Source organism: Cupriavidus sp. 05L411, from assembly GCF_056398045.1.
This window is the reverse complement of record NZ_JBFTOQ010000001.1, coordinates 78,823-103,890: the sequence shown is the minus strand read 5'-3', so window position 1 is coordinate 103,890 and position 25,068 is coordinate 78,823. Positions and strand designations below refer to the sequence as shown.

The following is a 25,068-nucleotide window of genomic DNA, read 5'->3' as shown; positions in this document are numbered from 1 at the left end:
CATTGGCACCGGCTACACCGCGCCGGTGGACGAGGAGGACGCTGAGGAGGTTGAGCCCTCCGCCACAGCCAGCGCCTCCACCTCGAACAACATCCCGTCAAGCGCCAGCCGCGGCACCGGAATCAAGGTGCACGCCGGCTTGGGCGCATCGCCCCAGGCCCGCTCCACCGCCGCCGCCAGCACGGCCAGGCGCGCCTCGTCGTGATCCACCACCAGCACGGTCAGCTTGGCCACGTGGCGCAGTTGCGCGCCCGCGGCGGCCAGCGCCACGCCCAGGTTGTCGAACGCCTGGCGCACCTGCGCCTCGAAACTGTCAGGCAGGCTGCCGTCCGCGCGCTCCCCCCCCTGCCCGGCCACGCAGACCAGGCCCGCGCCGGGCGCGACCATCGCCACATGGGAGTAACCGTTGGCGCTGGGATCATAGAGACCAAGCGGATTAAGCATGGTGAGCTGGCGCGATGCATGTTGGGTACGAGTGGCTTGCATGGGACGGTTTCCTTGATAGAAAGCGCTGAGACAGCACTGAGACAGCGTTGAGGCAGCAATAGTCGGCTTGGCCGGATGCAGGGCAGGCTCGACATTGCCGTCCGCCTGCCCTAATATCCAAGACAGTTTTTGGATATTAGGGCGCACCCATGAATTATGCAAACAATAACTTGGATAACCCTACAGGGTCTCCGGGTGATCGCATCCTGTTCCTGCTGAAGACCAAGGGCGCGGCCTCGACCACGCAGATCGCCCAGGCGCTGGGCGGCACCGCCGAGGCCGCGCGCCAGCAGGTGCAGAAGCTGCTCGCCGCCGGGCTGATCGAGGGCCGCCAGCAAAGCGCCGGCGGCGCAGGCCGGCCGCGCCAGGACTGGGTCCTCACCGCCAGCGGGCACGGCCGCTTTCCCGATACCCACGCGCAACTCACCATCCAGCTGATCGGATCGGTGCGGCAGTTGTTCGGCGAGGAAGGCATGGACAAGCTGATCGGCCAGCGCGAGTCCGAAACCCGCACGCAATATCTCGCGGCCGTCGCCGGCCAGGGCGAGTTGCAGCAGCGGCTGGCCACGCTCGCCGCGCTGCGCCAGGCCGAAGGCTACATGGCGCGCCTTGAGCAAGACGGCAAGGACTGGCTGCTGATCGAAGACCATTGCCCGATCTGCGCCGCCGCGCAGACCTGCCAGGGGTTCTGCCGGGCCGAGCTGCGGATCTTCCAGGAGGTCGTCGGGGCGCAAGCGACGGTCACCCGCGAAGAGCATCTGCTGAGCAACGCGCGGCGCTGCGTGTATCGGGTCAGCGCCGCGGCGTAGGTGGCGTAGACGCCAAGGCTGGTGTTTGCGTGGATTGGTCATGCCCGCCGCCGGTGCTATCGTGCCGCACGGCCACGGGCGCCCTGCCCCGCCAGCCAATTCGAAATTCGAACCCCGGAGAGACAACCCATGCCTTGCCGCCAAGCAAACACGCCGCCGCGATGGCTGAACCAGGCCACGCTCTGCCTCACGCTGCTGCTCTGCACCCTGGCTGCGCGCGCGCAGACCACACCACAGGTGGTTGACATCCCGACCCGCCCGGGCGTGACGCAGCGCTTCCTGTATCTGGCGCCCGCACAGCCCACGGCTGCGGTGATCCTCTACGCGGGCGGGCATGGTGGCCTGAACATCTACCCCAACGGGGGCGTTGCCTGGGGTGCCGGCAATTTCCTCGTGCGCTCGCGCCAGCTCTTCGTCGACAACGGGTTCGCGGTTGCCGTCATCGATGCGCCGAGCGACCGCCTGTCCTGGCCCTACCTGACCGGCTTCCGCCTGTCCACCGAGCATGCCGAAGACACCAAGGCCGTGATCGCCTGGATGCGCAGCCACACCAACCTGCCCGTCTGGCTGGTCGGCACCAGCCGCGGCACCCAGTCGGTGGCGTCCACCGCGATCCGGCTAGCGGACGATGGCGGCCCCGATGGCATCGTGCTGACCGCCACCATCCTGCGCGACGATCGCGGCCAACAGGTGCCGGCGATGGCCCTCGACAAACTCAAGATACCCGTGCTCGTGGTCCATCACGAGCAGGATGGCTGCAAGCAGTGCCCGTACAACGAAGTGCAAGGACTGATGGACAAGCTGGCCAAAGCCCCCAAGGCCGGACTGATCCACTTCGCCGGCGGCAAAAGCGTAGGAGACCCGTGCGAGGCCATGTCCTATCACGGGTTTAACGGGATCGAGCCGCAAGTGGTAAAAGCCGTGGCGCAGTGGATGGCGGAAAAGTAAGGACTCGGCAAGCCATCATGACGACCCAGTGACAACATCATGACAACGCGATGACGCACCGTTGCGCCTCCTCGTCGTGCTTGCAAAACGCCTTGCCGGTAACAAGGTAGCGAGTGCTAGGATAAGCATGTGACCTCCCCGGCGGACCGCGCCGTTGAAGCGTTACATGCAGTACGTCCAATACGGGCGTACATGCACTAAGTGCGCCGTTCACTGACATGCCTGGGAGATTGCGAAATGACTCCGACCCTCTTTTGGCAAAACGTGAAGCGCAACGCCACGCTCGCCAGCCTGTTCGCCGGCTGTGCGCTGTCCGCGCACGCGGGCGATATCACCGGCGCTGGCTCCACTTTCGTCTATCCGCTGCTGGTGAAATGGGCGGCCACCTACTACGCCAAGACCGGCCAGGAGGTGAACTACCAGCCCACCGGTTCGGGCAACGGCATCCGGCAGATCAAGGCGGCCAATGTCACCTTCGGTGCCTCCGACATGCCGCTCAAGCCAGATGAATTACGCGCAGCCGGGCTAGCCCAGTTTCCGCTGGTTGTCGGTGGCGTGGTGCCGATCATCAACCTGGACGGTGTAGCCGCGGGCCAGATCCGTTTTACCGGCCAACTGCTGGCGGATATTTATCTGGGCAAGATCGCCAACTGGGATGACCCGGCCATCGGCGCGATCAACCCCGGCATCCACTTCCCCAATCAAAAGATCCTGGTCGTGCATCGCAGCGACAGCTCCGGCACAACCTTCAACTGGGCCGACTACCTGTCCAAGGTCAGCGACGAATGGAAAGGCAGCGTGGGCTCGGGCACCACCGTCAAATGGCCGGCAGGCGTCGGCGCCAACGGCAACGAGGGCGTGGCCACCTACATCAAGAATGTCAAAGGAGCGATCGGCTATGTCGAGCTGACTTACGCACTGCAACGCAAGCTGCCCTACACGGCCGTGCGAAACCGGGACGGTGCGTTTATCGAGCCCGCGCGGGAGAGCTTCAGCGCAGCGGTAGCATCCGCAGACTGGAGCCAGCACCCCGACTTCTATCAGGTCATCACGGACGCGCCCGGCACGCAGGCGTGGCCAATTACCGGCGCCGTGTTCGTGATCATGCCAAAGGCCCCGAAGGATCCCGCCAGCGCCAAAGCCGCTCTCGCATTCTTCCGTTGGGCACTGAATGACGGGCAGGCTGATGCCGCGGCAGAGCACTACGTGGCGCTGCCACCCGCGCTGGTCAAGCAGATCGAAGCCTACTGGGGAGAGAACCTGAAGTGAGTGCGGGTAGTGAGTGCGGGTAGTGCGTTCGGGAAGCCCCGCGCTGCAGCGGGTTCCCTGATTCCGCTCAGTGCTCCGTATCGCCGGCGTGGGCGCTCCAGTCAATATGATCCGAGAGATAGTGCCTGTAGGCGTACTCGACATCGGCGTCGGCGTCCTCATGGGCCTGGAGCGGATTGTCCCTGCACATGGGGCAAGTGTGCCGTGATGACGCTTGCGTCTGCGTGCCCTCCATCATGGTCACAAACCCTCTGTAACGCCCCCAGGGCAATTCCTCAACAGAAGTGACGAGGAACAAATCGCCGCGCTGATACGTTGCCATGGCTGCACTCCTGCATGCTGATCGGGGACATTCATTCTAGCAACGGCTTGCGCGAGCGCAACCCCGGTTTGGCAGCCTCGAAGCCGAGGTTACTCAAGCGCCGCTGGCGCGTCTTCTTGCACATCCTCTTGCGCCAGTTTGCACTGGCGGTCCAGGAAATCGCTGGCGTGTCCATTGCTGCCAGCCTCACGATCGACCGGCTGGTCCACGATGACAAAGCCGCCCGTGCCCTTGGCATCCGCCACATAGGTGACAAACACGCCCCGGTCCGGCACGGCAGACGCTGCCTCGCCAAGACGATGCTTGATAAGCAGGAATGGATTGACGGGCATCGCCGCTCCCGGCGAAGGCACGAAAACCGCCTGTACCGGCTTGCCCATGAACCGCAGCGCCGTCCAGGCGGTCCCGATACGCGCGCTCGCGCCGGCGACAAAGTCCCTGGCATCCCGGCTGATGCAGTCCAGATGGATATGCATCTGCTCCTGGCTGCGCGCCGCCTTTGCATTGATCGCCAGGCCCAGGATGCCATCGGGCAACGGCCGCCCGCGTGCCTGCCCGACAAACCGCCTGACGTCCCAGCCGAATGCCCACGGGTTCGCCCCGCCGTCCTCCCACACGCCACGTTCCTCCACGCCAGTCACGCGATGATCCGGAATGACAAGAAAATGTGAGCGGCCGATCGCATCCTTGTAGAGCACCAGGCCCTTTTCACGATCCACCACCACGCAATCGGGGTGATGCGGCGCGCCGGGTGCCAGGCAGCGCGCCTGCACGTTACGCCACAGCCCGTCCTTGGCAAACATCGCAAGAAACCCGACGTCCGCATCGGCCCAGGCTCTCGGCGTCATGCATAGCACCAGCAGCATGGCCAATCGCCGCGCCGTGGCACCAAAAACAAAAAGAGCCATCAACCTGATGGCTCCACACCCCGCGAACAAAAAAGCAAAGCGCACCCCATCCCCAGCATCCCCGGCATTCTTGGACGCACGGTGAGACCACAAAGCGAGGGAGAGGCCAACCGACTCGTTACGACGACTACGACGATCCAGGCCTGGGGCAGTCGTGGGTATTGGCATTCAGAACTTATCCACCTGAGTCGGCATAGACTGCATTGTGCAGGACAAATATGGCAACACGATGGCGCGTATAGCGACGCTGCATTCCTATACTTGAGAATGCGCCCCACCGATGATCAGGCGAGTGCCTGACCAAGCCCTTTCGCTCTTCCGCCCTCAAGCAACGCGCGCCAGCACCGCATCACGCACCGCATTCCTGCGGGGTGGCAGGCAATATGAAAACTGAATCACAGTCCTCGATGATCGCCAGGATATCGGAAGCCCTGAAAGTCCCGGTGGAGGAGGTGGAGCGCGCGTATTTCGCCGCCTGGCACGAGCTTCAGGCCGGCGCCAAGATTCACGACTACCTGCCACTGTTTGCCGCCAGGCGCGTGACGGAGGCGTTTCGGAAACAACGGCAATCTTCAGCGCTGCCACCGCCCCCTGTTCCGGCATCGGCCGCGCCGCCGCGCTACGTTTAGCAGCCGAAGGGGCCGAAGTCGTCGTCGGCGCGCGCCGCACCTGAGCTAGAGGGGTGGTGGAGCGTCGTTCCTAAGACCACCGGCTTTCTGCGTACCAAACGCCGCTTTGTCCGATTCTCTCCGCTTGTCCGCGTAGCACAGACACAGACACAGACAAGCCTCCTACGGCGCATACGCTCTCCCCCACTATCGTTGGCGCGACTTGCTGCTGGCGGAGCATCTCGCCCTGCAACAGTTGGCCAATCACGGCCTATCAGCTGCAAATAGCGAAGTGCTGGATGCTAACGGCCAGTGTTTCCTGCAGCTATCGCGCTTCGACCGCACTGAGCAGGGTGGTCGGCGTGGCGTGGTGTCACTGGCCACCTTGGACGCGGAATTCGTCGGGCGGGCTCGCGCGATCTGGCCGGAACTCACCGAAGCACTACTCAAGCAGGCCCGCATTACGAAGCAATCGCATCAGGATGTCTGCCGGCTATATGCCTTCGGCCGCCCGATCGGCAACAGTGATATGCACAATCGCAACCTTGCCTTTCTGCATGAAGGCACCATGCCCCTCTGTCACAGGCCCCTGCTTATGACATGCTGCCCATGGCCCTGGCCCCCGACCGCAGCGGCACGATGCGAGACAGCCTACCCGCGTTCACACTGCCCACTCAGCCGCCGGCCAGCGTATGGCACGAAATGCTGCCGTTGGCCCGCGCATACTGGCGGCGCCTCGCCGAGCACCCGCTGGCCAGTTCAGAATTTGCTGAGATTGCCGGACGGCAGCAGGCCTGGCTCGACGAAGTCAGCCGGCAGCTCGAGCGGCTGGCCTGAGAGCAAGCACGCCCGCATGCTCTGGGGCCATGCTGGCAAAAAAACGAACGTGCTGGAACCCGACGATTCTGCTGGCGAGTCATCATTTTCCCAGGCTCAGTGACCAAGACCACTCCTGGCGATCTGCTGCTCAACGAACTGGGCGAACAATGCATGCAGGCGCGTCGCCGGATGAAGGTCGTCGGCGAACATGTAGGTCTGATCGGCATTGGCCGTCACGTAGGTAGCCGGCGAGCACAACAAGGCCGTGTCGTGAGGCGTTTTCGCAGGATCGCAGGCGGCGCTGGTGTTTGACACGACGAAGCCATTGGCCTGAAAGCTCGCGATGATCTGGTTCTCCCATGTATAAGAATCGATCTGGATGACCTTGCCTTGCAGGCCACCGGCCTGCAAGGCAGCGTTCAAGCTGTTGTTGAAGATTTGCGATAGCTGGGTCAGGTTTGCCCCGCCGTCGGTGGAGGCAATGCCTTTGGGCGATAGTCCGACATTCGGGACATTGACCACGACGACATGCGTGGCGCCGTTCTCGATGATCTGTCCAATAATCTGCGCCAAGGTGGTTGCCGCCGTCTGCACGGTCGGCGCCGCGGCCGGCAACTCCCCGGCGCGAAGCACGTCATTCGAGCCGCCCCAGATCAGCACTAGCTGATTGGCGTTGAAGCTCCCGTGTGCGGATAGATAGCTCGAAACCTGCTGGTTGACAGGCATTTCGACGTTACCGATCACGTCAGTCAGAAAATTGTTCAGGTTTGCCGGCGTTGCCACCGTGGCGCCGCCCTCCGCATAGCCGAGGCCGCTTTGCGCACTCAACTGATGCGTAATGTCGATCGTAAACGCGGCGCTTAGCGTATCGCCGTAGTATTGCGCAACATCCTGAGTCCACACTTGCCCAGGATTGGTTGTGAATCGCCCCCCGCCGACCGCGCTAGCGATCGGCGCAAAGGTCCCGACGTCCGACAGGCTGTCGCCAAACGAAACAACTTGCAAAGCAATGCCGCCCGCCGGGGCGCCCGCTCCGCTGCCGTTAACCGAGCCGCCTCCGCCTCCATCCCCGCCGCATGCGGCAACCAGTGAAATCACCACGGCAAGCATCGCGGCACGTACCTGATCGATGCTTCTTTGCATGGTTTCTCCCCCACAGGTTGGCCGGGCAACCGCCGCCACGTGGCGGGCCGATCGCCTGCCCGCATATCGCTCTTGCGATAGGTACCTTGTCAGGCTGACGAGTGCAAAGCGCACATGGCTGCCTTGCCGCTGATCGGCGGCTCATCAGTAGCCCATCAGTAGCCCGTCAGTAGCTAGACTGGCGAAGGGCTCTGCGCGATGCCGCATAACGCATAACGCATAACGCATAACGCATAACGCATCGATTATAGTGACCTGAACGGGCCGTGCAGTCGGTACGGTGCCGGACATGGTGGATGTCAATCCGGCCCAGATCAGCAAGCAGGGACCGCACCCGGTGCAGCGAGCGCCACTCTTCCGAATCAACGTTGAGAGTCGGCTTTGCCAGGGACTGCAGCAGCATCCAGAGCCAGCATCGCGGGCCCGATCATCGCCTGCAAGCGGGCGCGGCTGACGCCGTCGCGGGCCTGCACGGAGATGCCGTGCAGCAGCGCGCCGTAGAGATCGCCAAGCGCGGCGATGTCGGTGTCCTGCTGCAGTTCACCGCTTTGCACCGCCGCATGCAACCGGTCAATGATGGATTGCGTGCGCTGGCGGCGATGTTCTGCCAGCCAGTCGGCCACCGGTTCGTTCTCGAGTGCGCAGCTGCTGGCAGCGGACACCACCAGGCAGCCATGCGGACGGCCGCGTTTGGTGTAGGTCCGCGCCGCGTCGTTGAGCAAGCGTTCGATGGCCTGCCTGGCCGACTCCTCTTCCTGCATGGCGCGATCCGCGAAGCCACCTTCGCCTGCCTCGTAGAGCGCCACCGCTTCCCGGAACAACGCTTCCTTGCTGCCGAACGCCGCGTAGATGCGCGCCGAGGCCAGGCCCAGCGCCTCGACCAGCGTCGACATCGACGCGCCTTCATAGCCGCGCTCCCAGAACACGGTCATGGCCGTATTCAGGGCTTGGTCTCGATCAAATTCTCTGGGGCGTCCGGCCATGTTCTGCTCGTGAGTGAATGCTGTCGCGGCGTGCATTTTACCGTCGCGGCGCCGAACACGGTTGACTTCCTCATCCTTGCCATCTATTCTTTGTCGATCAACAAACAATAGGCGGTTCAATCCATGCAAACCATCAAAGGTCCAAGTCTCCACCTCGCCCAGTTCAGCGACACGCAAGCGCCGTTCAACACGCTGCCCGCCATCGCCAAATGGGCCGCCGACATCGGCTTCAAGGCATTGCAGATTCCAGCGTGGGACGAGCGCCTGTTCGACGTGAAGACCGCAGCGGAAAGCCAGACATACTGCGACGAAGTCAAAGGCATGCTGGCCGGGCACGGCCTGGTCATCAGCGAACTGACCACGCATATCTTCGGGCAGCTGGTGGCGGTGCATCCCGCCTACGATTCAATGTGCGACAACTTCGCGCCGCCCGCGCTGCGCGGCAATCCGCAGGCGCGCTCCGCCTGGGCGCTGGAGCGCCTCCAGCTTGCCGCCAAGGCGTCGCGCCGGCTTGGCCTGACCGAGATGGGCACCTTCTCCGGCTCGTTCGCGTGGCCTTACCTGTTCCCGTTCCCGCAGCGCCCGGAAGGCTTGATCGAAGCCGCCTTCGATGAACTCGCCAAACGCTGGTTGCCGGTGCTCAATGCCTGCGATGCGCAAGGCGTCAACCTTTGCTATGAGATTCACCCCAGCGAAGACCTACACGACGGCGCCACCTTCGAGCGCTTCCTCGGCCTGGTTGGCGACCATCCGCGCTGCCACATCCTGTTCGATCCCAGCCACTTCGTGCTGCAACAGCTGAACTACCTGGACTACATCGACTTGTACCGCGACCGCATCCGCATGTTCCACGTCAAGGATGCCGAGTTCAACCCAAGCGGGCGGCAAGGCATCTATGGTGGCTATACGTCGTGGACCGAGCGCGCCGGACGCTTCCGCTCCCTGGGCGATGGCCAGGTCGATTTCAAGTCGATCTTCTCCAAGCTTGCGCAATACGACTACCAAGGCTGGGCCACGCTTGAGTGGGAGTGCTGCCTGAAAGACCAGGAAGACGGCGCGCGCGAAGGCGTGGATTTCATCAACCGCCACATCATCCGCGTGACCTCGCGCATCTTCGACGACTTTGCTGGCGCCGCCGTCAACAAGGCCCAGATCGACAGCATGCTCGGCATCGCCTGACACCAACATCGCATCCATCGCATCCAATGAAGACATCCATGCAAGACAACGCCCAACACACGCACACCTATGTACGCATCGACGGCCACCGTGTCCACTGCGTTACCGCAGGCAGCGGCCAGCCGGTTCTGCTGATTCCCGGCTGGCCGCAGACGTGGTTCGCCTGGCGCCACGTGATGGCGGCACTCGCGCAATGCGGCTTCCTCGCCGTCGCGGTCGACCCGCCGGGTACAGGGCACTCCGACCGGCCGCCCACGGGCTACGACACCGGCGCCACTGCCCACACATTGCACCGCGTGATGGCGGCGCTGGGCCACAATCGCTATCAGGTAGTCGGCCACGATGTGGGCATGTGGGTGGCCTACGCGCTGGCCAGCGACCATCCCGACGCAGTCACGCGGCTGGCGCTTACCGAGGCCGTGATCCCCGGACTTGCGCCTGCGCCGAGCATCTTCGCCCCACCTGCCGAGAACAAGTTCCTGTGGCACTTCATGTTCAACCAGGTAGCCGATCTTCCCGAGACGCTGATCGCCGGGCGTGAGGCCGCCTACCTGAATTTCATGTTCGACCAGTGGTCCCATCGCCGCGACCGCGTGGCCGTGGACACCTACATCGAGGCCTATTCGGCGCCGGGCGGCCTGCGCGGCGGTTTCGCCTACTACCGCGCGATTCCGGAAACGGTGCGGCAGAACCGCGAACGCGCAAAGCGCAAGCTGGCGATGCCGGTGCTAGCCATCGGCGCGGAGCATGCGACCAACGACGCGCCACTGGAGACGCTGCGCGACAACGCAATCGACCTGCGCGGCGTGGTGGTGCCGGACTGCGGCCACTTCATCATGGAGGAGGCACCAGAGGCATTCATGGCTGAACTGCTGCCGTTCCTGGAAGCGCAGCAGGGAGGGCATGCGCATGTCCGTTGATGTGGATATCGCTCTCTTCCTGGCTGCGTTACCGGCAAGCGGCGGTGAGACGTCGCTAGCGGAGATGCGCCACGCCACCGAACGCGATTTGCCTGCGCTGCACGGCCCCTTGCAGGACGTGGCCGCGATCAAGATGTTCAGCGTGACAACCGATGACGGCCACGAGATCAGGATTCGCGGCTACTGGCCGACGGCGTCGCGGCAAGCTGACGCGCCGCTGCCCGCCATCGTGTTCGCGCACGGCGGAGGCTGGGTTCTCTGCTCGCTGGCGCTTTACGACAACCCCTGCCGCGCCTTGGCCAACGCCACCGGCTGCGTGGTGCTGTCGGTGGACTACAGGCTCGCACCCGAGCATAAGTTCCCTGTACCGCTGGAGGACGTGTATCGCGCGGTGGTGTGGGCATTCGACAAGGCTGCGGAACTCGGCATCGATCCAACGCGGATCGCGGTAGGCGGCGACAGCGCCGGCGGCAACCTTGCCGCCGCCGCGGCCCTGTTGGCACGCGACCGCAATGGCCCCGCCATCGCGCATCAGCTGCTGCTGTATCCCGCTTTGGACAGCACGATGGACTCAGACTCCTACACGGAGTTTGCCAAGGGCTACTACCTGACGCGAGATGTGATGGCCTCCTGCTGGTCGGCCTACCTGCGCGGACCGGCGGACAACGGCTCGCCGTATGCGTCGCCACTGCGCGCAGGGCAACTCGGTGGCCTGCCGCCCGCCACCGTTCTGGTCTGCGAGTACGACCCACTGCGCGACGAAGGCGAGGCTTACGCCCGCCGGCTCGCCGACGCGGGCGTCATCGTGCAACAGACTCGCTTGCCCGGCATGGTGCATGCCTGCATTCACCTGCTCGGCGTGGCGCCTGCTGCGCAATGCCTGTTCGATCGCGTCGGCGCCATGATGAAAGCGGCGCTACGGGCGTAGCCTTCGGATACCACTCAGGCGCGCAACGCGCCGGACGCCTCCGGATGAACCTGGTGGACGCTGGGCAGGCTATCGCGCCGCCCGCGAGCAGCGCGTCATATCGCTCGCGGGCGCCATTCTCCGCGTGAATGCGGTAGGCCTCGGAACATCAAGCCCCATTTTTTACCTACACGTTTCCCGCACTGACACTCTATTCTGTTAACCATGCCCGGTGGCGCAGCCCGCACATGCACGGGAGCCCCTCCGATTGGTTTTCCGAGGACGTGTACGTGGCCCCCATGCCCAAGAACTTCAAACGCGCCGCTACGAAAACGCCGGCCGCGTCCGCTCGCCATGGTGCCGAGGGCAGTGACCGAACCCTGCTGTATTTCGGCTGGCTGACCCTGTTCATCTATCTGGCAACGCCCGCCGGCCTCCTGGTGGATATACAGACGTCGTACATACTCAAGAATCAGTTGCATGCAACGGCGACGCAGATCTCGACATTCCGGCTGGTTACGGGCATACCCGTGTACATCGCGTTCGCCTTTGGCCTCGCGCGCGACCAATGGAACCCGCTGGGATTGCGCGATCGTGGCTTCTTCCTGATCTTCGCCCCAGTGACCGCGGTGGCATTCATCTGGATAGCGTTTTCAGGTTTCTCATACGCGGGACTGGTCATCGGGATGCTGCTGGCAATGCTGTCGTCCCGATTTGTCGCCGCAGCCTATCAAGGCTTGATCGCCTTGGTCGGACAGGAAAAGCGCATGTCCGGGCGCCTGAGCGCGCTATGCAACGTGGTCAGCTCCGTCCCTGTCGTCGCGGGCGCGTTCGCTTCCGGGTACATCTCGGATCATCTCGCCGCGAAAGAAGCCTTCATCCTGGTGGCGACGGTCACATTATTGATTGCCGCGCTGGGGCTCTGGAAACCCGTTTCCGTCTTCGGCCAACTCTACGATCAGCCGCAAGCCAGAGGTGCAGATCTCGTTGGGAATATCAGGCGGCTGGCGAAACATAAGGCTGTCTATCCAGCGGTTCTCATCTGCTTTCTGTGGAACTTTGCGCCAGGATCGGCCACTCCGCTGCAGTTCTATCTGAGCAATGCGCTGCATGCGTCGGATTCCGTCTACTCGTACTACAACGGGATCTTTGCCGCCGCGTTCATCCCGACATTTTTGCTGTATGGCTTTCTGTGCAAGAAGGTACCGCTGAACAAGCTGCTGTGGTGGGGAACGATCGTCGCAGTGCCGCAGATGATTCCGCTGGCGTTCATTCACTCAGCCAATCTCGCGCTTGTATTGGCGGCACCGATAGGGCTCATGGGCGGCGTAGCCACGGCAGCGTACCTCGATCTCGCGATGCGGTCCTGTCCGCCAGGCCTGCAAGGTACCTTGATGATGCTGGTGGATGGCGTTCTCGCGCTCTCGGCGCGTGCCGGCGATCTGCTGGGTTCATGGATCTATAACAGCAGCCCAACGCACGGGTTCACCTATTGCGTGATCGCCACGACCGCGGTGTACGCACTGATCCTGCCCTTGATCCCGCTGACGCCGAAGGAGTTGATTGCTACCAGGGATGGCGAACAGAACCCGGGAGTCGAGGCTGAGGTGCTGAGCGGGATCCGGGAAGCGTAAGCCAGTAGCTAGTCCCGTCTGGCGAATGGCGTCCACTTAAAGCAAAGTCGATCCCCGAGGTTACTCCAGCACCAGTCATCCGGTTTCGCTCACGCACAACGCGCTCTTGGACGGGTTCTGCTCCGAGCAGACTCAACTGATCGATGGAGGACCAATGGCAAGTTGCACGGTAGCCCGTGAGGAGGCCAGCCTTCGCCGGCTAGCCCTCGATCGCCCCGACTCAGCTTCGAGCTTCCGTAGTAGACCCACAGGGGACAGATGCACCGCTACAAAGACGTCGTTGGGGCCGTCGTGTTATCCAAGGATGCCCCAGAGAAATGGATTTTCTCGATCGCTAGAGCAATCGACTCGTTGGAGGTGACATCGAAAGACGATGAGTGATAGTTTCAACGGCCTGTTCAACGGAAACGTTAGCTGTGTCGACTACAAGATGGTCTGAATCCCATGTGTCATATTGACGCTCAAGCACGCTCTTCCATGTCGGCAGCTTGTGGCCTGGGATATCTGCCTGTCGCCCCTCGACCCTCAGACGGTGCGCCGTTGTATCAGAACAAATCAGCTCAATCTCGAAGATGCGCACACCTGCTTCGAGCGCCACGCTTCTCCAGGAGCTACGCGTCACATGCAACGAATTGACCGAGTCCGCGACGACGGTCATCCCCAGGCGCAAATTATCTTTTGCAACGGCATATGCAGCAAGATAGCCAGCAGGTCCGATATCAGCCCTGTCGCTCCCGGCCGCAATAAACGCCTGTTCCAACGTATCGATACGCAGATATACTGCGGCGAGCTTGCGTGCAAGTGCTTGCGCTAGCGTTGTCTTTCCCGTGCCCGGTAGTCCTCCGAAGGCAATCAACATTTTCGACGCTTCCTGTATTCGAATGTAAGACGGAACAGCTAGCAATCGGGCTATATTCCGTAGAAGGTGTAGAACGCCGCGATGGGGGCTTCGACGGCGAGCGCTTGCAGTGGGAAGGCGAGCGCCAGGTCTCGAACGTTCGTCAGTCTCGATAGCCGCTCTTTGAAATCCTGCACAGCGCCGAGTCTGAGCGAGCCGTAACGATCGAGAAATTGTCCCCACAGCGATACGTGGCGATACCGCGGTTCCGCAACCCTGGCGCTCGCGACGTACGCTGCGGGAAAGCACCGTTGATATGCTGGAAGGTTATAGAGCCACGAGGTGCCCACCACGCGTGTCACTTGTTGCCTGTTGCGCTTGACGTCGCCGAAGCGTGACCGAAGTTCAGCAAGCCGTGCAGGCAGGCGCTCCCTGCTCAAAGGAGGTGTCGCGGTGGATTCCGCATTCCGGAAATGAATTCGCACACATTCCGCGTCCTGCATCGCATAGGAAAAACAGCCAGTTTCCGGGACCGTCGCGGACGTCCGTGAATCTTCACCTTGCGCGAGATAGAAGCGATAGGTCCAGTCGCAAATATCCGATGTACGGGTCAGTCCATCGACGTACCAACGCCAAATGGGATGACACCGGTCAAAATCCCTACCTAGCCCGAATCGAATGTAGAAGTTCGTGTAGTCGAGCAATGCTCGGTCGAGGGGCATTTCGACAAGAGCCGCAACGGTTCGAGCAAAGTCAAGCTGCAACTCGAAAAAGTCCCTGCTGTAAACCATCGGCGCCACTCCCTCGAGCAAGAATCATCAATCACCCAGCATTTTATCCGAGTGACTGCGCCTGGCTGTGGCTGCCACGCCAGGGCAAGCAGCCGCCTTCCAATCCAGGCCAAGCACCGGTCATTGACACGCTGATTGGCTTTGACGCACTGAGCGCGCGTGCCTCGCCTGGCTACGACGACCTTTGGCTTACATGCCGAGGTCCGTGGAGCGGGCGCGGCGGTACAGCTCGAAGCCATCGCTGTAGGAGCCGAATCCTCCAGGCACGCTTCCGAAGACGACGTGCTGCGGCTGCGTCAGCAGTAGCTCGATTGGCCGCATATGCGCCGCCGCAAACGCCCAGCACGCCGATACGTCCCACGTCCACGAACGGCTGGGTCACATGGTGGTCCGCGGCGCAGCGGAAGTCTTCGACCCGCGTGCCGGGGTCTTCGCTGAATCGGGGTTCGCCACCGCTTGCACCTTGCGTGGAAGCATCGAAGGCCAGGGCAATGAAGCCTGCCTGGGTCAGGTGCTCGCCGTAGATGCTGCCCGCGGTTTGCTCCTTGCAACTGCTGATGGGATGGGCACAGACGATGGCCGGATACGTCTTGCTGGCATCGAAACTCGCGGGCAGTGCTGGAGGAGTGGGGGCAGACCTACGAGGGCTATCACCTGTACTACCCGCACCGTCGCCACGCAACATCGGCCTTCTCGCTACTGGTGAAGACGCTGCGCGTTGATAAGTAGTCGTGGCGATCCGCACGCAAGGGCTAGCTTCTACAATCGGTGCGGTCCGGTGGGTGGTGTCGCACGCTAGGCAAAGCCGCTCACCGATGCCGGTTGGCTTCGCAACATGCACTACCGGCCCCAACCGCCGGGCGCTGCCTTGCCTCTACGCACTGGACAGCGCTGAGATCAGGAGCCTACCTTGAGCTGGCCGCCGCGCCCCAGTCCGCCCTTAACATCCTGCGCCTTATAGTTGCGCACGGCGACAACCGGCATCACCGAAATCACCGAAATCACCGAAAAGCGGATCACAAGACACTGCAGAAAGCAGCTTGCACGCTGTCACCTCGCCTTAACCCTGATTCATCCGATAAACCTTGGCGCTCCAGTACCGGTTACCATCGCTTCTCTCCTGAGCCCATCCAGCCGCCTTTAACTGCTTGCCGATCATTCGATTCATGAATCCGTGACCGAGCAGCAGAACTGACCCTTCGCTGGCAAGGGATTGAAGTCGTTGCGCCGCCGTATTGGCCCGCATCCTGGCCTTACGGGCAGACTCAACCTTCCCTGAGAAACCGCACAGCCATAGGACCCGGAGAATAAATGCCCATGTAAACGGCGATAGACGCGGCAGTGTCCATCGCCCATAGGGCAGTTGCGCCTCACAGAAGATCTCGTCTACCAGGGTCGGCTGAAGGCCCAGCGCCCGAACGGATGTCAGCGCTCGGGGCGCACTGCTCGACACGATCACTTTGGCGGTGGCGGCTAGCCCCACGCTAGCTTCGGGGGCGGGCTGGTTAATGATCTCGGATAGATCATATTGCGCAATCCAGCCCTGCATATCGCGTGCTGAAACCTTGTCGAACATGGCCAGATTCGGTTGGCCATGGCGCATTAAGGTGATTTCCCTGTTCACTGTATTCATGTCCTTGCTGTCCCGTGAGTGCAGAAAATACACGCTGCGTGTGCTTTAACATGACGTCTATTTCGGCGAACCTGGCGAGGGCTGCGTCAGCCGTTTGAGGAACCAGCGGCCAGCGGGGCCAGGTGGCATATCCTTGCGGTAGACCGCGAACATGGCAATGGGCGGGGTTCGCGGCTGGAAGTTCTCCAGGCGCAACATGACCAGGGTGCCTGCATCGAGATCCTCCTGCACCATGGCAACCGGCATGTGCCCCCAGCCGAAGCCGGCGCGCAGGAAGGCATGCTTGGCGCCCAGATCGGCCAGACGCCAGGTGAGCGGCGCAAAAACACCGAAGGTCTTGCCCTCGGTAAGGGTGGTGCGGTCGGTCAGGACCAGTTGGACGTGGGCCTCTAGTGTGCGCTGGCGGATCACACCTCTATGTGCAGCCAGTGGATGCGATGGCGCGGTCACGGTGACCATGGGCACATCGAGCAGCTTTTCCGCCTCGAGCGTTTCCGGAACTGCGGGCATCGACCCGCTGATGCCGATCCGGCAAACGCCATCGAGCACTGGCTGCAGGACCGCACCCAGTGCCTCGACGTACAGGCGCAGCGGCGTGTGTGGAAACGCATCGCGAAACTCGCCGACTGCCCCGGTCAGCGAGGCCATCGGGTACATGACATCGACCACCACCGACAGTTCCGGCTCAAGCCCCTCTGCAATCGCGCGTGCCTTTGACTTGAAGCCGTCCATGCCGCTTACCACCATCCGCGCCTGTGCCAGCAGCGCGGTACCTTGTTCGGTCAGACGCGGGTAGCGGCCATTGCGGTCGAACAACTGCACGTCGATCTGGCTCTCCAGGTTGGCGAGCGTATGGCTCACCACCGACTGCGCGCGCCGCAGTTTGCGGCCCGCAGCGGAGAAGCTGCCCTCATCGGCTGCGGCAATGAACGTGCGCAACTGGTCCAGCGAGACGCCGTCGAGCATATATCTAATCCATAGATGGTTTGGATCGATAAATATAGGCTACCGGCATAGATGTCAAGCGCCTAACCTTCGGTCATGACATCACCGAGGGAGCCTTCATGAAATCCGCAACGCAAGCCGGGCGCGCAGCCCAAGCGCGCCAGACCCGGTACCCCACGGCCCAGCCGCAAGCGGCAGCCACCCGTCCCATCGTCCTGCGTACCAAAGGGCGCCAGCACGGCCCCGTGACGCGGATCGTCAGCCCGGGAGACGTGGGCCAGCTGATCAAGCCCTTTGTCTTTCTCGACTACTTCGACTTTGCGCCTTCCGGCGACGCGTTGTTCCCCATGCACCCGCATTCGGGCATTGCCACGCTCACCGTGTTGATCGAGGGCGAACTGGACTATGAGGACACGACCGGTGCGGCCGGCGTGCTGCATTCAGGCAGCGTGGAGTGGATGCGCGCTGGAAATGGCATCTGGCACGGCGCCAGTCCTGCCAAGGGCGAGAGGTTCCAAGGCTATCAGCTTTGGGTCGCCTTGCCGCGCAGTCTCGAGAACGGGCTGCCGCATAGCCAGTACCTCCCCGCTTCGTCGATTCCGCGCACGGGTCCGGCACGCGTGATTCTCGGCACCCAGTCCGGCAGGAACAGCCCGGTTGCCGCGCCTGCCGGCGTGGCGCTGCAGCACGTGCGCCTGGCCGCCGGCGAGCGCTGGCGCTACCAGCCACCCGAAGGCCACACGGTGGCCTGGGCACATGCCAACCGCGGCACGCTGGCTGTCGGCGGCGAGGTCCTGCACGACGAACTCGTTGTCTTCGCCCAGTCGGAAGAGCCGCTCGAATTCGCAGCCGAGTCAGATGCGGATTTCATCGTCGCGTCGGCAATCCCGCATCCGCATGACCTGTCGCTTGGCTACTACTCCGTCCATACGTCCGACGAGGCGCTGCGCAAGGGCGAAGCCGAGATTGCGCGGATCGGCATGCAGCTGCGCGCCGAGGGTCGTCTGCGGTAACCCGCAGCACCCGCGAAACTCGCATTTTCCGCATCACTACCCAGTACCCAGTACCCACGACGTACCACTTACCCATCGCCTCACATTTTTCAAACAAAGGATGCAAACCATGACTTCGACCAACGCCAACGCACACCCGGCCCTTCCCCTGATCGGCCGCACTCTCATCGCCGCCCTCTTCCTCATCAGCGGCATTGGCAAACTGATGGCGCCTGCCGCTACCATCGGCTATATCAGCTCGCTCGGTCTGCCTGTGCCGGCGCTGGGCTATTTCGGCGCGCTGGTGCTCGAACTCGCCGGTAGCGTGCTACTCATCGCCGGCTACCGGACGCGACTGGTGGCCACACTGCTTGCGGTCTACGCCGTGGTGACCGCGCTGATCTTCCACCATGCGCTGGGCGACCAGAACCAGATGTTCCACTTTCTCAAGAACCTGGCCATGGCAGGCGGCCTGGTGCAGGTGATGTACTACGGCGCCGGCGCGTTCAGCTTCGATGGCCGCCGCACGCAAGCGACGCGGGCTGTAGCGGCGCAATAACGACAAGGCCTGCAACCCGGGATAGCTGAGGCACCGCCTCGCTACCCGGGTTCCGGCGTTTTGACACAGCCGCCGGCTGCCACGCCGAGGGCGCAGCGGCGGCGGATGGACGCGTTCCAGCGCCGCTATAACGAGCAGAGGTCGCACAGCGCATTGGACGAGAGCCCCCCCCAGAGCTGCTATTCGGCCTCAGTGCGCCCCTATCCGAGTCGGTTGCCAAAGATGGAGTACGCGCACCATGTCGAGTCTCACAAGGTGACCAGCGGTGGCTTGATCCACAAGGCCAGGAATCATCTACGCGGGACTTGCGCTACGGCGTAACCGTTGGACTGGAAGCGATTGGAGGGCGATTGGAGAGGGATTGTGGCGTGTCTATATGCCGCGTCTGCTTTTCCGGCCCGATGACATTGGGCCAGATCGACGAACGCCAGACCAGAAAGGCTAGCTGAGCCTCAGGGTGTTACGCATCTGAGTGGACTTTTTTTACCCATGTGGCTGACTCGTACCTCCTTGCAGGAGGCGGGCGTGGCGGGGTCGCATAGCCCAGTGGCCTCGTCGTCAGGCCCCGGGTTCATCAACGCGGCGCCCCCACGTCCACGGCGAAAGCGGGACGCAACCGACATGCAGTCGTGCCTGACAACGCCTCCTCGGCCCAGCCTACTCGAGCGTCGCACGTGCAAGGAACGGCGCCAGTTGCGCCCGGGCTATTTCCGGCGTCACGACGTCTGCCGGCGCCAGCTTTTCGTAGCGGTAACTCTCCGGGTCATCGTAGATCCGCTCCGCGATCAGCCTGGGCCTGGCCTCGTTGGTATAGGTAAAGATCTGGAACAGGTGATGTGTCATGAGGTAGTGCGCCGCGGGATCCGCGTCGATATCATGGCCCGCGAGCATCGCGCCGGGAACGACGTGCGTCCAGACAGCCTCGGTGGTGACGCCATAGTCTTCGACGCCCATGTTCATGGTCCGCGCGCCCATTACGTTGGTCCGGGTTTCGAACGCTTCGCGATAGAAACCTTCGACGGCGGCCTTGCCCGTGAAGACCCGCATTTCCCGCCGGTCGCCCACGCGGTACATGGGCTCTTCCACGGTGAGTTCGGGCACGATGATCTGGTTCCAATAGCCGGAGACTTCCAGCAGAAGGTGGCGCAGGTAATTCTTGAGGATTGCCCGGTGCAGAGGATTCTCCGTGTCGTGCAGGAACGTCTCCACCTGCCTGGGCCATTGCGTAACGTCGAACCTCGGCGAGACATTCATCAGGGTCAGGGCGTCTGCCGTGCGCAGGTCGGTGCGGCCCTTGATCAGCGTGGTGTGTTGCATCGTTTGCTCTCCAGGTAGCTTAGGCCGGGCGGCAGGCACCCGTGCCGACAGCCGCGGCACGAGGCAAGGTGCTTGCGCCGCGGGCGCCTCAGGGGATGAGAATGGCTGTGCCGGGGCGGCGGCGTTCGGCGATGTCCTCATGCGCGCGCGACGCGTCGGCGAGGGGGTAGCGCGTAAGCTCGATCTCGCCGAAGACACCCGTACGCAGCGCTTCGAACACGGCGGCGACCGCTTCCTCGCGCGCCTGGCCCTGCAGGTGTTGGGCCATCGGGCCTCCGGCGACGCGCACTTGCCGAGCCGCGAGGGCGGCCTGGTCGATCTCTGGCGCGCCAGATGCGGCACCGATGTTCACGATCGTTCCGCCATCCCGCACCGCGGCCACCGAAGCCGCGAAGGTGGCCTGGCCCACGAACTCATAGACGACGTCCACGCCAGCAGGCGCAATGTCGCGGATCTGCGCACCAAGATCCGGATCATCCGAGGCCAGCGCATGATCAACATCCGTGCGCAGCGTGTCTTGCTTGGCAACGCCGCCGGTACCAATCACCGTGGCGCCGAGCGCGCGCGCCCAGCGCGACAGGAGCCGGCCGACCGCGCTGGTCGCGCCTTGGACAAGGATGGTCTCGCCGCGCTTGATCTGATGGAACCCGTGAAGGGTGGACCATGCCGTCAGGCCTTTGGTCAGGACTGCCGCTGCCTGCTCGGCCGACACATCCCGTGGCAGCTGGACCAGGGCTTGGGCGTCGATGGTCCGCTCTTGCGCGTAGCTTCCCGGAGACAGGAAGTAGCCTACGCGATCGCCCACGGCGAAACCACGTACGCCTTCGCCCAGGGCCTCGACAACCCCGGCGCCTTCGACGCCCGGGATGGAAGGCAACGGTACCGGGAAGATGCCCTTGCGGAAGATAGTGTCGATGAAGTTCACGCCAATGGCCTCGTGGCGCAGGCGAACCTCGCCGTGGCCGGGTTGCGCAATGGTTTGCTGTTCCACCTCGAGGACCTCGGGGCCGCCGTGGGCGTGGAATCGGATGACGGTGCTCATGTCTTGTACTCCTGTCGATGGGTTGTAGTGCTTGTCTTCAGATCACGGCCAGCAGTCCGCCGTCGACGAGCAAGGCGGTGCCGGTCACATAGCTGGACAGATCGGACCCCAGCCACGCTACCGCGTCTCCGATCTCCGAGGGCTTCCCGAGCCGGCGCAACGGAGTGCGCTGGCGAAAGCCCTCTGCCGCCTCGGCGATACCGGGGCTTGTGCGCAACAGGTGCGTATCGATGGTCCCAGGGGCAACGGCGTTGACGCGAATGCCGTCCGGTCCCAGGGCATCGGCCAGGGACTTGGCCATCAGCACGACCCCGCCCTTGCTGGTGGAGTAGCCCACCGTGATACCTGCGCCTGCGATCCCGCCCATGCTGGCCATGAGCACGATGCTTCCCGCCTTGCCGCTCGCCTTCATCCGCCGGGCGGCGGCCTGCGCGCTGAAGAGCGTGCCGTCCAGGTTCACCCGCATCAGACGATGGAAGTCCTCTTCCGTGACGTCGAATCCGTCGGCTTTTGCCGTGATGCCGGCGTTGGCCACCATCACGTCGATGCCGCCAAGCGCTTCTGCCGCCTGGACCAGCGTGTCGACGTCGGCGCGCTGGCTGACGTCAGCCCGATGGAACCGTGCGGGCACCCCGATATCCGCGATTTCGGCGAGAGTGGAGCGCCCGCCCTCGCGCGGCTCGGCGTTCAGGTCCGAGACGATGATCGCCTTGGCGCCATGGCGGGCAGCCTGGACGGCAACCGCCTTGCCGATGCCACTGGCCGCGCCGGTCACAACCACGACCTTGCCAGTGAGGATGTTGGTGTTCATGCGGGCTCTCCCGATCCGACTGGCCATGCGCCGAGCTGCTGAAGCACTGAAAACAGATTGGCGACACCCCAATGCTCGGTGATCTTGCCGTCTTGCACCCGCATGGCGTCGACCGTCTCGAACCGCACCGCGCGGTTCGTCGGCGCAACACCCAGGAAGTCACCCTTGTGCGTGCCGTGGTAGGTCTTGTAGGTGGTGACCACATCGCCGACCGCGCGCTGCCAGTGGATTTCGGCGTGGAAATCGGGAAATGCCTCGCGCAATTTGCGATACAGGCCCAACGCGCCGGCCTTGTCCGGGGTGCAATTCGGTTGCGGGGTGTGGTCCAGGAAGTCGTCCGAGAACAGGGCGTCGAACAGGGCCCAGTCACCGCCGCCCTGGACTTCCGTGGTATTGCGACGCACTACGGCCTTGGCGATCTCGCCGATGTCTTGTTGTTGCATGATTGGCTCCGTTTGAAGGGTGGCTTTTGCTACGAGTGGTATGCCGTTTTCAGGCGCGAAGCTTGGCCGCCGTCTTCGCGACCAGTTCCCCTTGGTGGCGGGCGCCAGCGAGGTCGATCTCGCTCGGCTGGCGCGAGCCGTCGCCGCCGGCGACAGTGGTCGCGCCATACGGGGCACCGCCGACAATCTCGGACATGCTCATCTGACCCTGATGGCTATATGGCAATCCCACGATCGTCATGCCGAAGTGCAGCAGGTTGGTGATGATGGAGAAGAGAGTGGTTTCCTGGCCGCCGTGCTGTGTCGCACTCGACGAGAAGGCCGCACCGACTTTGCCGTTGAGCGCGCCGCGTACCCAGAGGCCACCAGCCTGGTCAAGGAACGACGCCATCTGCGAGGACATGCGGCCGAAGCGCGTGCCGGTGCCGACGATGATCGCATCGTAGTGCTCGAGGTCGGCAACCGTGGCGACCGCGGCGGACTGATCAAGTTTGAAGTAAGCGCTTTTGGCGATGTCTTCCGGAACGGTCTCGGGCACGCGCTTGACGTCGACGAGAGCGCCCGCTGCGCGCGCGCCTTCGGCAATGGCACCCGCCATTTTTTCGATGTGGCCATACGACGAGTAGTACAGAACAAGAACCTTGGTCATTTGAACTCTCCTGGTGGCGCGGCTCCGCGAGCCGTGTGAGTTGAATCGTAGTCGCCGACCATCTATCCAGGTAGCCTATTAATTTCGATAATATCCATCTAATACGTAGATAGATCGGTGCCTCCCGCGACGTGCCGTCGGAGTTCGATTGCGGCGGTGGAGGTGGCGGTGGCGGTGGCGGTGCTGACGGCAAGCCGCGAAATGAGAACGTGGCTGCTCGTTTCGAATCCATGTCGATCTTGTGGCTGTGCGCGAAGCAGGCAGCTTTTCTGCCCTTTTGCGTTGCGGTAGTTGCACGTCGGCTCGGGTGCGGGCGGCGGCGGCGTGCTGGCCTGGCACCAAGTTGACCACGTCGCCGTCCCTGAAGGAGCAAGCCGCACGCCGGAAGGCGACGCCTGGGAAGCGGTCGCATGTCACCGCAGTTGCCGGATGATGCCGGCCCTGCGATCTGCCGGCGGGCCAGCACACTTTGTGCCGTCCTTTGCGGGAATGGCTACTCTCGGAGACAGCTCCCGGAACTGGAGGCAAACTGGTTGCACGCGAGGCGGTGCATGGGCTCACATGCCTATCGAACTGAGCCGGCACACCTCATATTGCCGACTGCGACTACACTGGACCAGTCATTGGCAGGCGCGCCGCCAGATTGGAGCGCGCTGCAAGCGTCCACGGCTAACTATATGAAACTGGTTCATGACCCGGGACCCTACGGGAGAATCGCGCATGTACCGGGATGGCCGGCACGCCGGTGCAGGCCGCTCTGGCGATCTCTTGCGGCGGCCTGGCTCGCCGCAGGTGGTCTGCTGGGGACCGCGTCTCACCGCGTGTACGCCGGACAGATATGCGACGCGCCCTATATCCATGACGGCGGGCGGATTCGCTTCGAGGCGGACGGATTGACGCCAATGACGACGCTTGCCTTCTTCCGGAACGTAAACGACCTCGAGCGCGACATATGTTCGTTCGATCTGGATATCTACTCCAAGTCCGCCCTCCGGCGCTTGATGGGGCCACCTGTCGAGACAGTGCAGCGTCACCGGCTCGTGATTGACGAGCGCTCCGGACAACCGATCGTACGCAGTCTGAACGCACGTGTTCAGGCCTATGGCCTGTACGCTGATCTGGTCGGGGAAATGAGTACCAACTCGAATGGACTGCTGCTGTACCCACCGACGCTGGTCGAGGGCCAGGTACTCCCCGCGGAAACGTTTGTGTCCCGCTACGACTTTCGTATCGTGGATCGCCGCACCGGCACCAAGGTCTCCGATTTCGTCGGTTCAAATGTCCGCCTGACGTTGTCCGAGCGGATAGTGGGGCCACTGCGGCGTTTGAAACTTGCCACCGGCACACTTCTCTGCTGGCCCATTCGATACACCAAGTTCGTTGATCCTGGCAGCTTTCGGCTAGTCGATACGGATATCGAACTGGAGCCGACCGTGCTCGACATGACCGACTGGTATTGTCCCGCCCGGCGATTCGTCATGCGTCAGGAAGTCCGCTACAGGAATCAGCAGCAAGTGGTCGATGTGGTGGAAATCGAATAGGGCGGCCGCCCGCATTGGCGACACGTCTCCCACCACTAAATTTGACTTTATCACTGGCGCGATTTCCTTAGCATGGCATTCCAAATGAATGCATCGGTTACCACTTTCCTCATCTCTATTTTTGGCTGCTTCAGCGGCTTGCAACGGTCGGTCAGTTGGTGGAATCGTGGAGTGGGCTGAAAGGATGACCGCCCTGGAAAGCAACACTGCCTCGCATGCTCCAATCAATCACCAATCACCAATCACCAATCCGCTGTCCAATGCACCTTTCGAACACCACTTCCAGCAAGCGATAGTCCCGAATTTCTCTGCAGCCTGATCGGCGAGATAGCGCTCGCGCAGAACGCCCAGAACCTCAGCGAGCGGCTCCGGGATGATCCGCATCTAGTCTAAGATCGGAGTTGGCAGGACGTCGAAAGCGACTACGATTCGCAAACGCCTTTGCAGCAAGCCGTAGTGCGGGTGACGAGTGCAAAAAGCGGGCAATCTTCGCCGTTTGGCGAGAACGCATTGACGGCTTACAAGGCACTGGTGGCCAGCGATGTTTCGGTCAGCGGCGGTTCCGCCCGGCG

At 62.8% G+C, this 25,068-nt stretch carries 28 protein-coding genes and 2 pseudogenes; 13 read left to right on the top strand and 17 right to left on the bottom strand.

Going from position 1 to position 25,068, the window contains the following annotated elements:
• Positions 1-12: 12 nt before the first annotated feature.
• On the bottom strand, positions 13-486 hold the full coding sequence (locus AC1DQR_RS00475) for a RidA family protein (RefSeq protein ID WP_477132322.1): 474 nt from the start codon (positions 484-486) through the stop codon (positions 13-15).
• A gap of 149 nt (positions 487-635) precedes the next feature.
• Between AC1DQR_RS00475 and AC1DQR_RS00470 the strand changes: the two genes are divergently transcribed.
• The 3 genes from AC1DQR_RS00470 (at position 636) to pstS (ending at position 3,512) form a co-directional block, all read left to right on the top strand.
• A complete protein-coding gene (locus AC1DQR_RS00470; protein WP_416052298.1) occupies positions 636-1,295 on the top strand; it encodes a helix-turn-helix transcriptional regulator in 660 nt (219 codons plus the stop codon).
• Positions 1,296-1,424: 129 nt separating this feature from the next.
• Positions 1,425-2,243 (top strand): alpha/beta hydrolase, encoded by an 819-nt coding sequence (locus AC1DQR_RS00465; RefSeq protein ID WP_416052297.1) that lies wholly within the window; start codon positions 1,425-1,427, stop codon positions 2,241-2,243.
• A gap of 237 nt (positions 2,244-2,480) precedes the next feature.
• Positions 2,481-3,512: a phosphate ABC transporter substrate-binding protein PstS gene (pstS, locus tag AC1DQR_RS00460; RefSeq protein WP_477132321.1), complete on the top strand. Its 1,032-nt coding sequence runs from the start codon at positions 2,481-2,483 to the stop codon at positions 3,510-3,512.
• Positions 3,513-3,579: 67 nt separating this feature from the next.
• Here the strand turns inward: pstS and AC1DQR_RS00455 are convergent, their stop codons facing one another.
• Both AC1DQR_RS00455 and AC1DQR_RS00450 read right to left on the bottom strand, forming a co-directional pair.
• Positions 3,580-3,834: a hypothetical protein gene (locus tag AC1DQR_RS00455; RefSeq protein ID WP_183031900.1), complete on the bottom strand. Its 255-nt coding sequence runs from the start codon at positions 3,832-3,834 to the stop codon at positions 3,580-3,582.
• An 89-nt stretch (positions 3,835-3,923) separates the two neighbouring features.
• Complete coding sequence (locus tag AC1DQR_RS00450) at positions 3,924-4,682, bottom strand: CDP-diacylglycerol diphosphatase (protein ID WP_477132320.1); 759 nt, start codon at positions 4,680-4,682, stop codon at positions 3,924-3,926.
• Positions 4,683-5,125: 443 nt separating this feature from the next.
• On the opposite strand from AC1DQR_RS00450, the gene AC1DQR_RS00445 reads away from it, so the two are divergent.
• From AC1DQR_RS00445 to AC1DQR_RS00435, 3 genes and pseudogenes are all read left to right on the top strand, one after another.
• Entirely contained in the window at positions 5,126-5,371 is a 246-nt protein-coding gene (locus tag AC1DQR_RS00445) for a DUF3562 domain-containing protein (RefSeq protein WP_416052295.1), read from the top strand.
• Between the two features lie 202 nt (positions 5,372-5,573).
• Positions 5,574-5,906 (top strand): annotated as a pseudogene (locus tag AC1DQR_RS00440) (HipA domain-containing protein); the annotation flags it as partial.
• A 53-nt stretch (positions 5,907-5,959) separates the two neighbouring features.
• Positions 5,960-6,187: a hypothetical protein gene (locus AC1DQR_RS00435; RefSeq protein ID WP_416053383.1), complete on the top strand. Its 228-nt coding sequence runs from the start codon at positions 5,960-5,962 to the stop codon at positions 6,185-6,187.
• Between the two features lie 96 nt (positions 6,188-6,283).
• Here the strand turns inward: AC1DQR_RS00435 and AC1DQR_RS00430 are convergent, their stop codons facing one another.
• Positions 6,284-7,312, bottom strand: a complete 1,029-nt coding sequence (locus tag AC1DQR_RS00430; protein WP_477132319.1) for an SGNH/GDSL hydrolase family protein — start codon at positions 7,310-7,312, stop codon at positions 6,284-6,286.
• 362 nt (positions 7,313-7,674) lie between these two features.
• Entirely contained in the window at positions 7,675-8,295 is a 621-nt protein-coding gene (locus AC1DQR_RS00425) for a TetR/AcrR family transcriptional regulator (protein ID WP_416053239.1), read from the bottom strand.
• A 123-nt stretch (positions 8,296-8,418) separates the two neighbouring features.
• Between AC1DQR_RS00425 and AC1DQR_RS00420 the strand changes: the two genes are divergently transcribed.
• The 4 genes from AC1DQR_RS00420 (at position 8,419) to AC1DQR_RS00405 (ending at position 12,935) form a co-directional block, all read left to right on the top strand.
• Positions 8,419-9,474, top strand: a complete 1,056-nt coding sequence (locus AC1DQR_RS00420; RefSeq protein ID WP_477132318.1) for a sugar phosphate isomerase/epimerase family protein — start codon at positions 8,419-8,421, stop codon at positions 9,472-9,474.
• Positions 9,475-9,512: 38 nt separating this feature from the next.
• Positions 9,513-10,394, top strand: coding sequence for an alpha/beta fold hydrolase (locus tag AC1DQR_RS00415; RefSeq protein ID WP_416052292.1), 882 nt, complete (start codon positions 9,513-9,515; stop codon positions 10,392-10,394).
• Entirely contained in the window at positions 10,378-11,322 is a 945-nt protein-coding gene (locus AC1DQR_RS00410; RefSeq protein WP_416052291.1) for an alpha/beta hydrolase, read from the top strand. The genes AC1DQR_RS00415 and AC1DQR_RS00410 overlap by 17 nt, the downstream gene beginning before the upstream one ends.
• 278 nt (positions 11,323-11,600) lie before the next feature.
• Entirely contained in the window at positions 11,601-12,935 is a 1,335-nt protein-coding gene (locus tag AC1DQR_RS00405) for an MFS transporter (protein WP_416052290.1), read from the top strand.
• Positions 12,936-12,969: 34 nt separating this feature from the next.
• Here the strand turns inward: AC1DQR_RS00405 and AC1DQR_RS00400 are convergent.
• From AC1DQR_RS00400 to AC1DQR_RS00370, 7 genes and pseudogenes are all read right to left on the bottom strand, one after another.
• A pseudogene (locus AC1DQR_RS00400) lies at positions 12,970-13,125 on the bottom strand (DJ-1/PfpI family protein); the annotation flags it as partial.
• A gap of 144 nt (positions 13,126-13,269) precedes the next feature.
• Positions 13,270-13,794, bottom strand: a complete 525-nt coding sequence (locus tag AC1DQR_RS00395) for a P-loop nucleotide/nucleoside kinase family protein (protein WP_416052289.1) — start codon at positions 13,792-13,794, stop codon at positions 13,270-13,272.
• 50 nt (positions 13,795-13,844) lie between these two features.
• Entirely contained in the window at positions 13,845-14,564 is a 720-nt protein-coding gene (locus AC1DQR_RS00390) for a hypothetical protein (RefSeq protein WP_477132317.1), read from the bottom strand.
• Positions 14,565-14,753: 189 nt separating this feature from the next.
• A complete protein-coding gene (locus tag AC1DQR_RS00385) occupies positions 14,754-14,885 on the bottom strand; it encodes a hypothetical protein (RefSeq protein WP_416052287.1) in 132 nt (43 codons plus the stop codon).
• Between the two features lie 576 nt (positions 14,886-15,461).
• Positions 15,462-15,584, bottom strand: a complete 123-nt coding sequence (locus AC1DQR_RS00380; RefSeq protein WP_416053382.1) for a hypothetical protein — start codon at positions 15,582-15,584, stop codon at positions 15,462-15,464.
• Between the two features lie 40 nt (positions 15,585-15,624).
• Positions 15,625-16,197 (bottom strand): histidine phosphatase family protein, encoded by a 573-nt coding sequence (locus tag AC1DQR_RS00375; RefSeq protein WP_416052286.1) that lies wholly within the window; start codon positions 16,195-16,197, stop codon positions 15,625-15,627.
• Between the two features lie 57 nt (positions 16,198-16,254).
• Positions 16,255-17,163 (bottom strand): LysR family transcriptional regulator, encoded by a 909-nt coding sequence (locus tag AC1DQR_RS00370; RefSeq protein ID WP_416052285.1) that lies wholly within the window; start codon positions 17,161-17,163, stop codon positions 16,255-16,257.
• Between the two features lie 98 nt (positions 17,164-17,261).
• On the opposite strand from AC1DQR_RS00370, the gene AC1DQR_RS00365 reads away from it, so the two are divergent.
• Both AC1DQR_RS00365 and AC1DQR_RS00360 read left to right on the top strand, forming a co-directional pair.
• Positions 17,262-18,155 (top strand): pirin family protein, encoded by an 894-nt coding sequence (locus AC1DQR_RS00365; RefSeq protein WP_477132316.1) that lies wholly within the window; start codon positions 17,262-17,264, stop codon positions 18,153-18,155.
• A 100-nt stretch (positions 18,156-18,255) separates the two neighbouring features.
• Positions 18,256-18,693, top strand: coding sequence for a DoxX family protein (locus AC1DQR_RS00360; RefSeq protein WP_416052283.1), 438 nt, complete (start codon positions 18,256-18,258; stop codon positions 18,691-18,693).
• A 657-nt stretch (positions 18,694-19,350) separates the two neighbouring features.
• On the opposite strand, the gene AC1DQR_RS00355 is transcribed toward AC1DQR_RS00360, so the two are convergent.
• From AC1DQR_RS00355 to wrbA, 5 genes are all read right to left on the bottom strand, one after another.
• On the bottom strand, positions 19,351-20,010 hold the full coding sequence (locus AC1DQR_RS00355; RefSeq protein WP_477132315.1) for a hypothetical protein: 660 nt from the start codon (positions 20,008-20,010) through the stop codon (positions 19,351-19,353).
• Between the two features lie 88 nt (positions 20,011-20,098).
• Complete coding sequence (locus AC1DQR_RS00350) at positions 20,099-21,052, bottom strand: quinone oxidoreductase family protein (RefSeq protein WP_416052281.1); 954 nt, start codon at positions 21,050-21,052, stop codon at positions 20,099-20,101.
• Between the two features lie 37 nt (positions 21,053-21,089).
• Complete coding sequence (locus AC1DQR_RS00345; protein WP_416052280.1) at positions 21,090-21,863, bottom strand: SDR family NAD(P)-dependent oxidoreductase; 774 nt, start codon at positions 21,861-21,863, stop codon at positions 21,090-21,092.
• Positions 21,860-22,306 carry an ester cyclase gene (locus AC1DQR_RS00340; protein WP_416052279.1) on the bottom strand — a complete coding sequence of 149 codons (447 nt, stop codon included), beginning with the start codon at positions 22,304-22,306 and terminating at the stop codon, positions 21,860-21,862. The genes AC1DQR_RS00345 and AC1DQR_RS00340 overlap by 4 nt, the downstream gene beginning before the upstream one ends.
• A gap of 49 nt (positions 22,307-22,355) precedes the next feature.
• Positions 22,356-22,955 (bottom strand): NAD(P)H:quinone oxidoreductase, encoded by a 600-nt coding sequence (wrbA, locus tag AC1DQR_RS00335; protein WP_477132314.1) that lies wholly within the window; start codon positions 22,953-22,955, stop codon positions 22,356-22,358.
• Positions 22,956-23,632: 677 nt separating this feature from the next.
• On the opposite strand from wrbA, the gene AC1DQR_RS00330 reads away from it, so the two are divergent.
• Entirely contained in the window at positions 23,633-24,496 is an 864-nt protein-coding gene (locus AC1DQR_RS00330) for a hypothetical protein (RefSeq protein WP_416052277.1), read from the top strand.
• Positions 24,497-25,068: the final 572 nt, after the last annotated feature.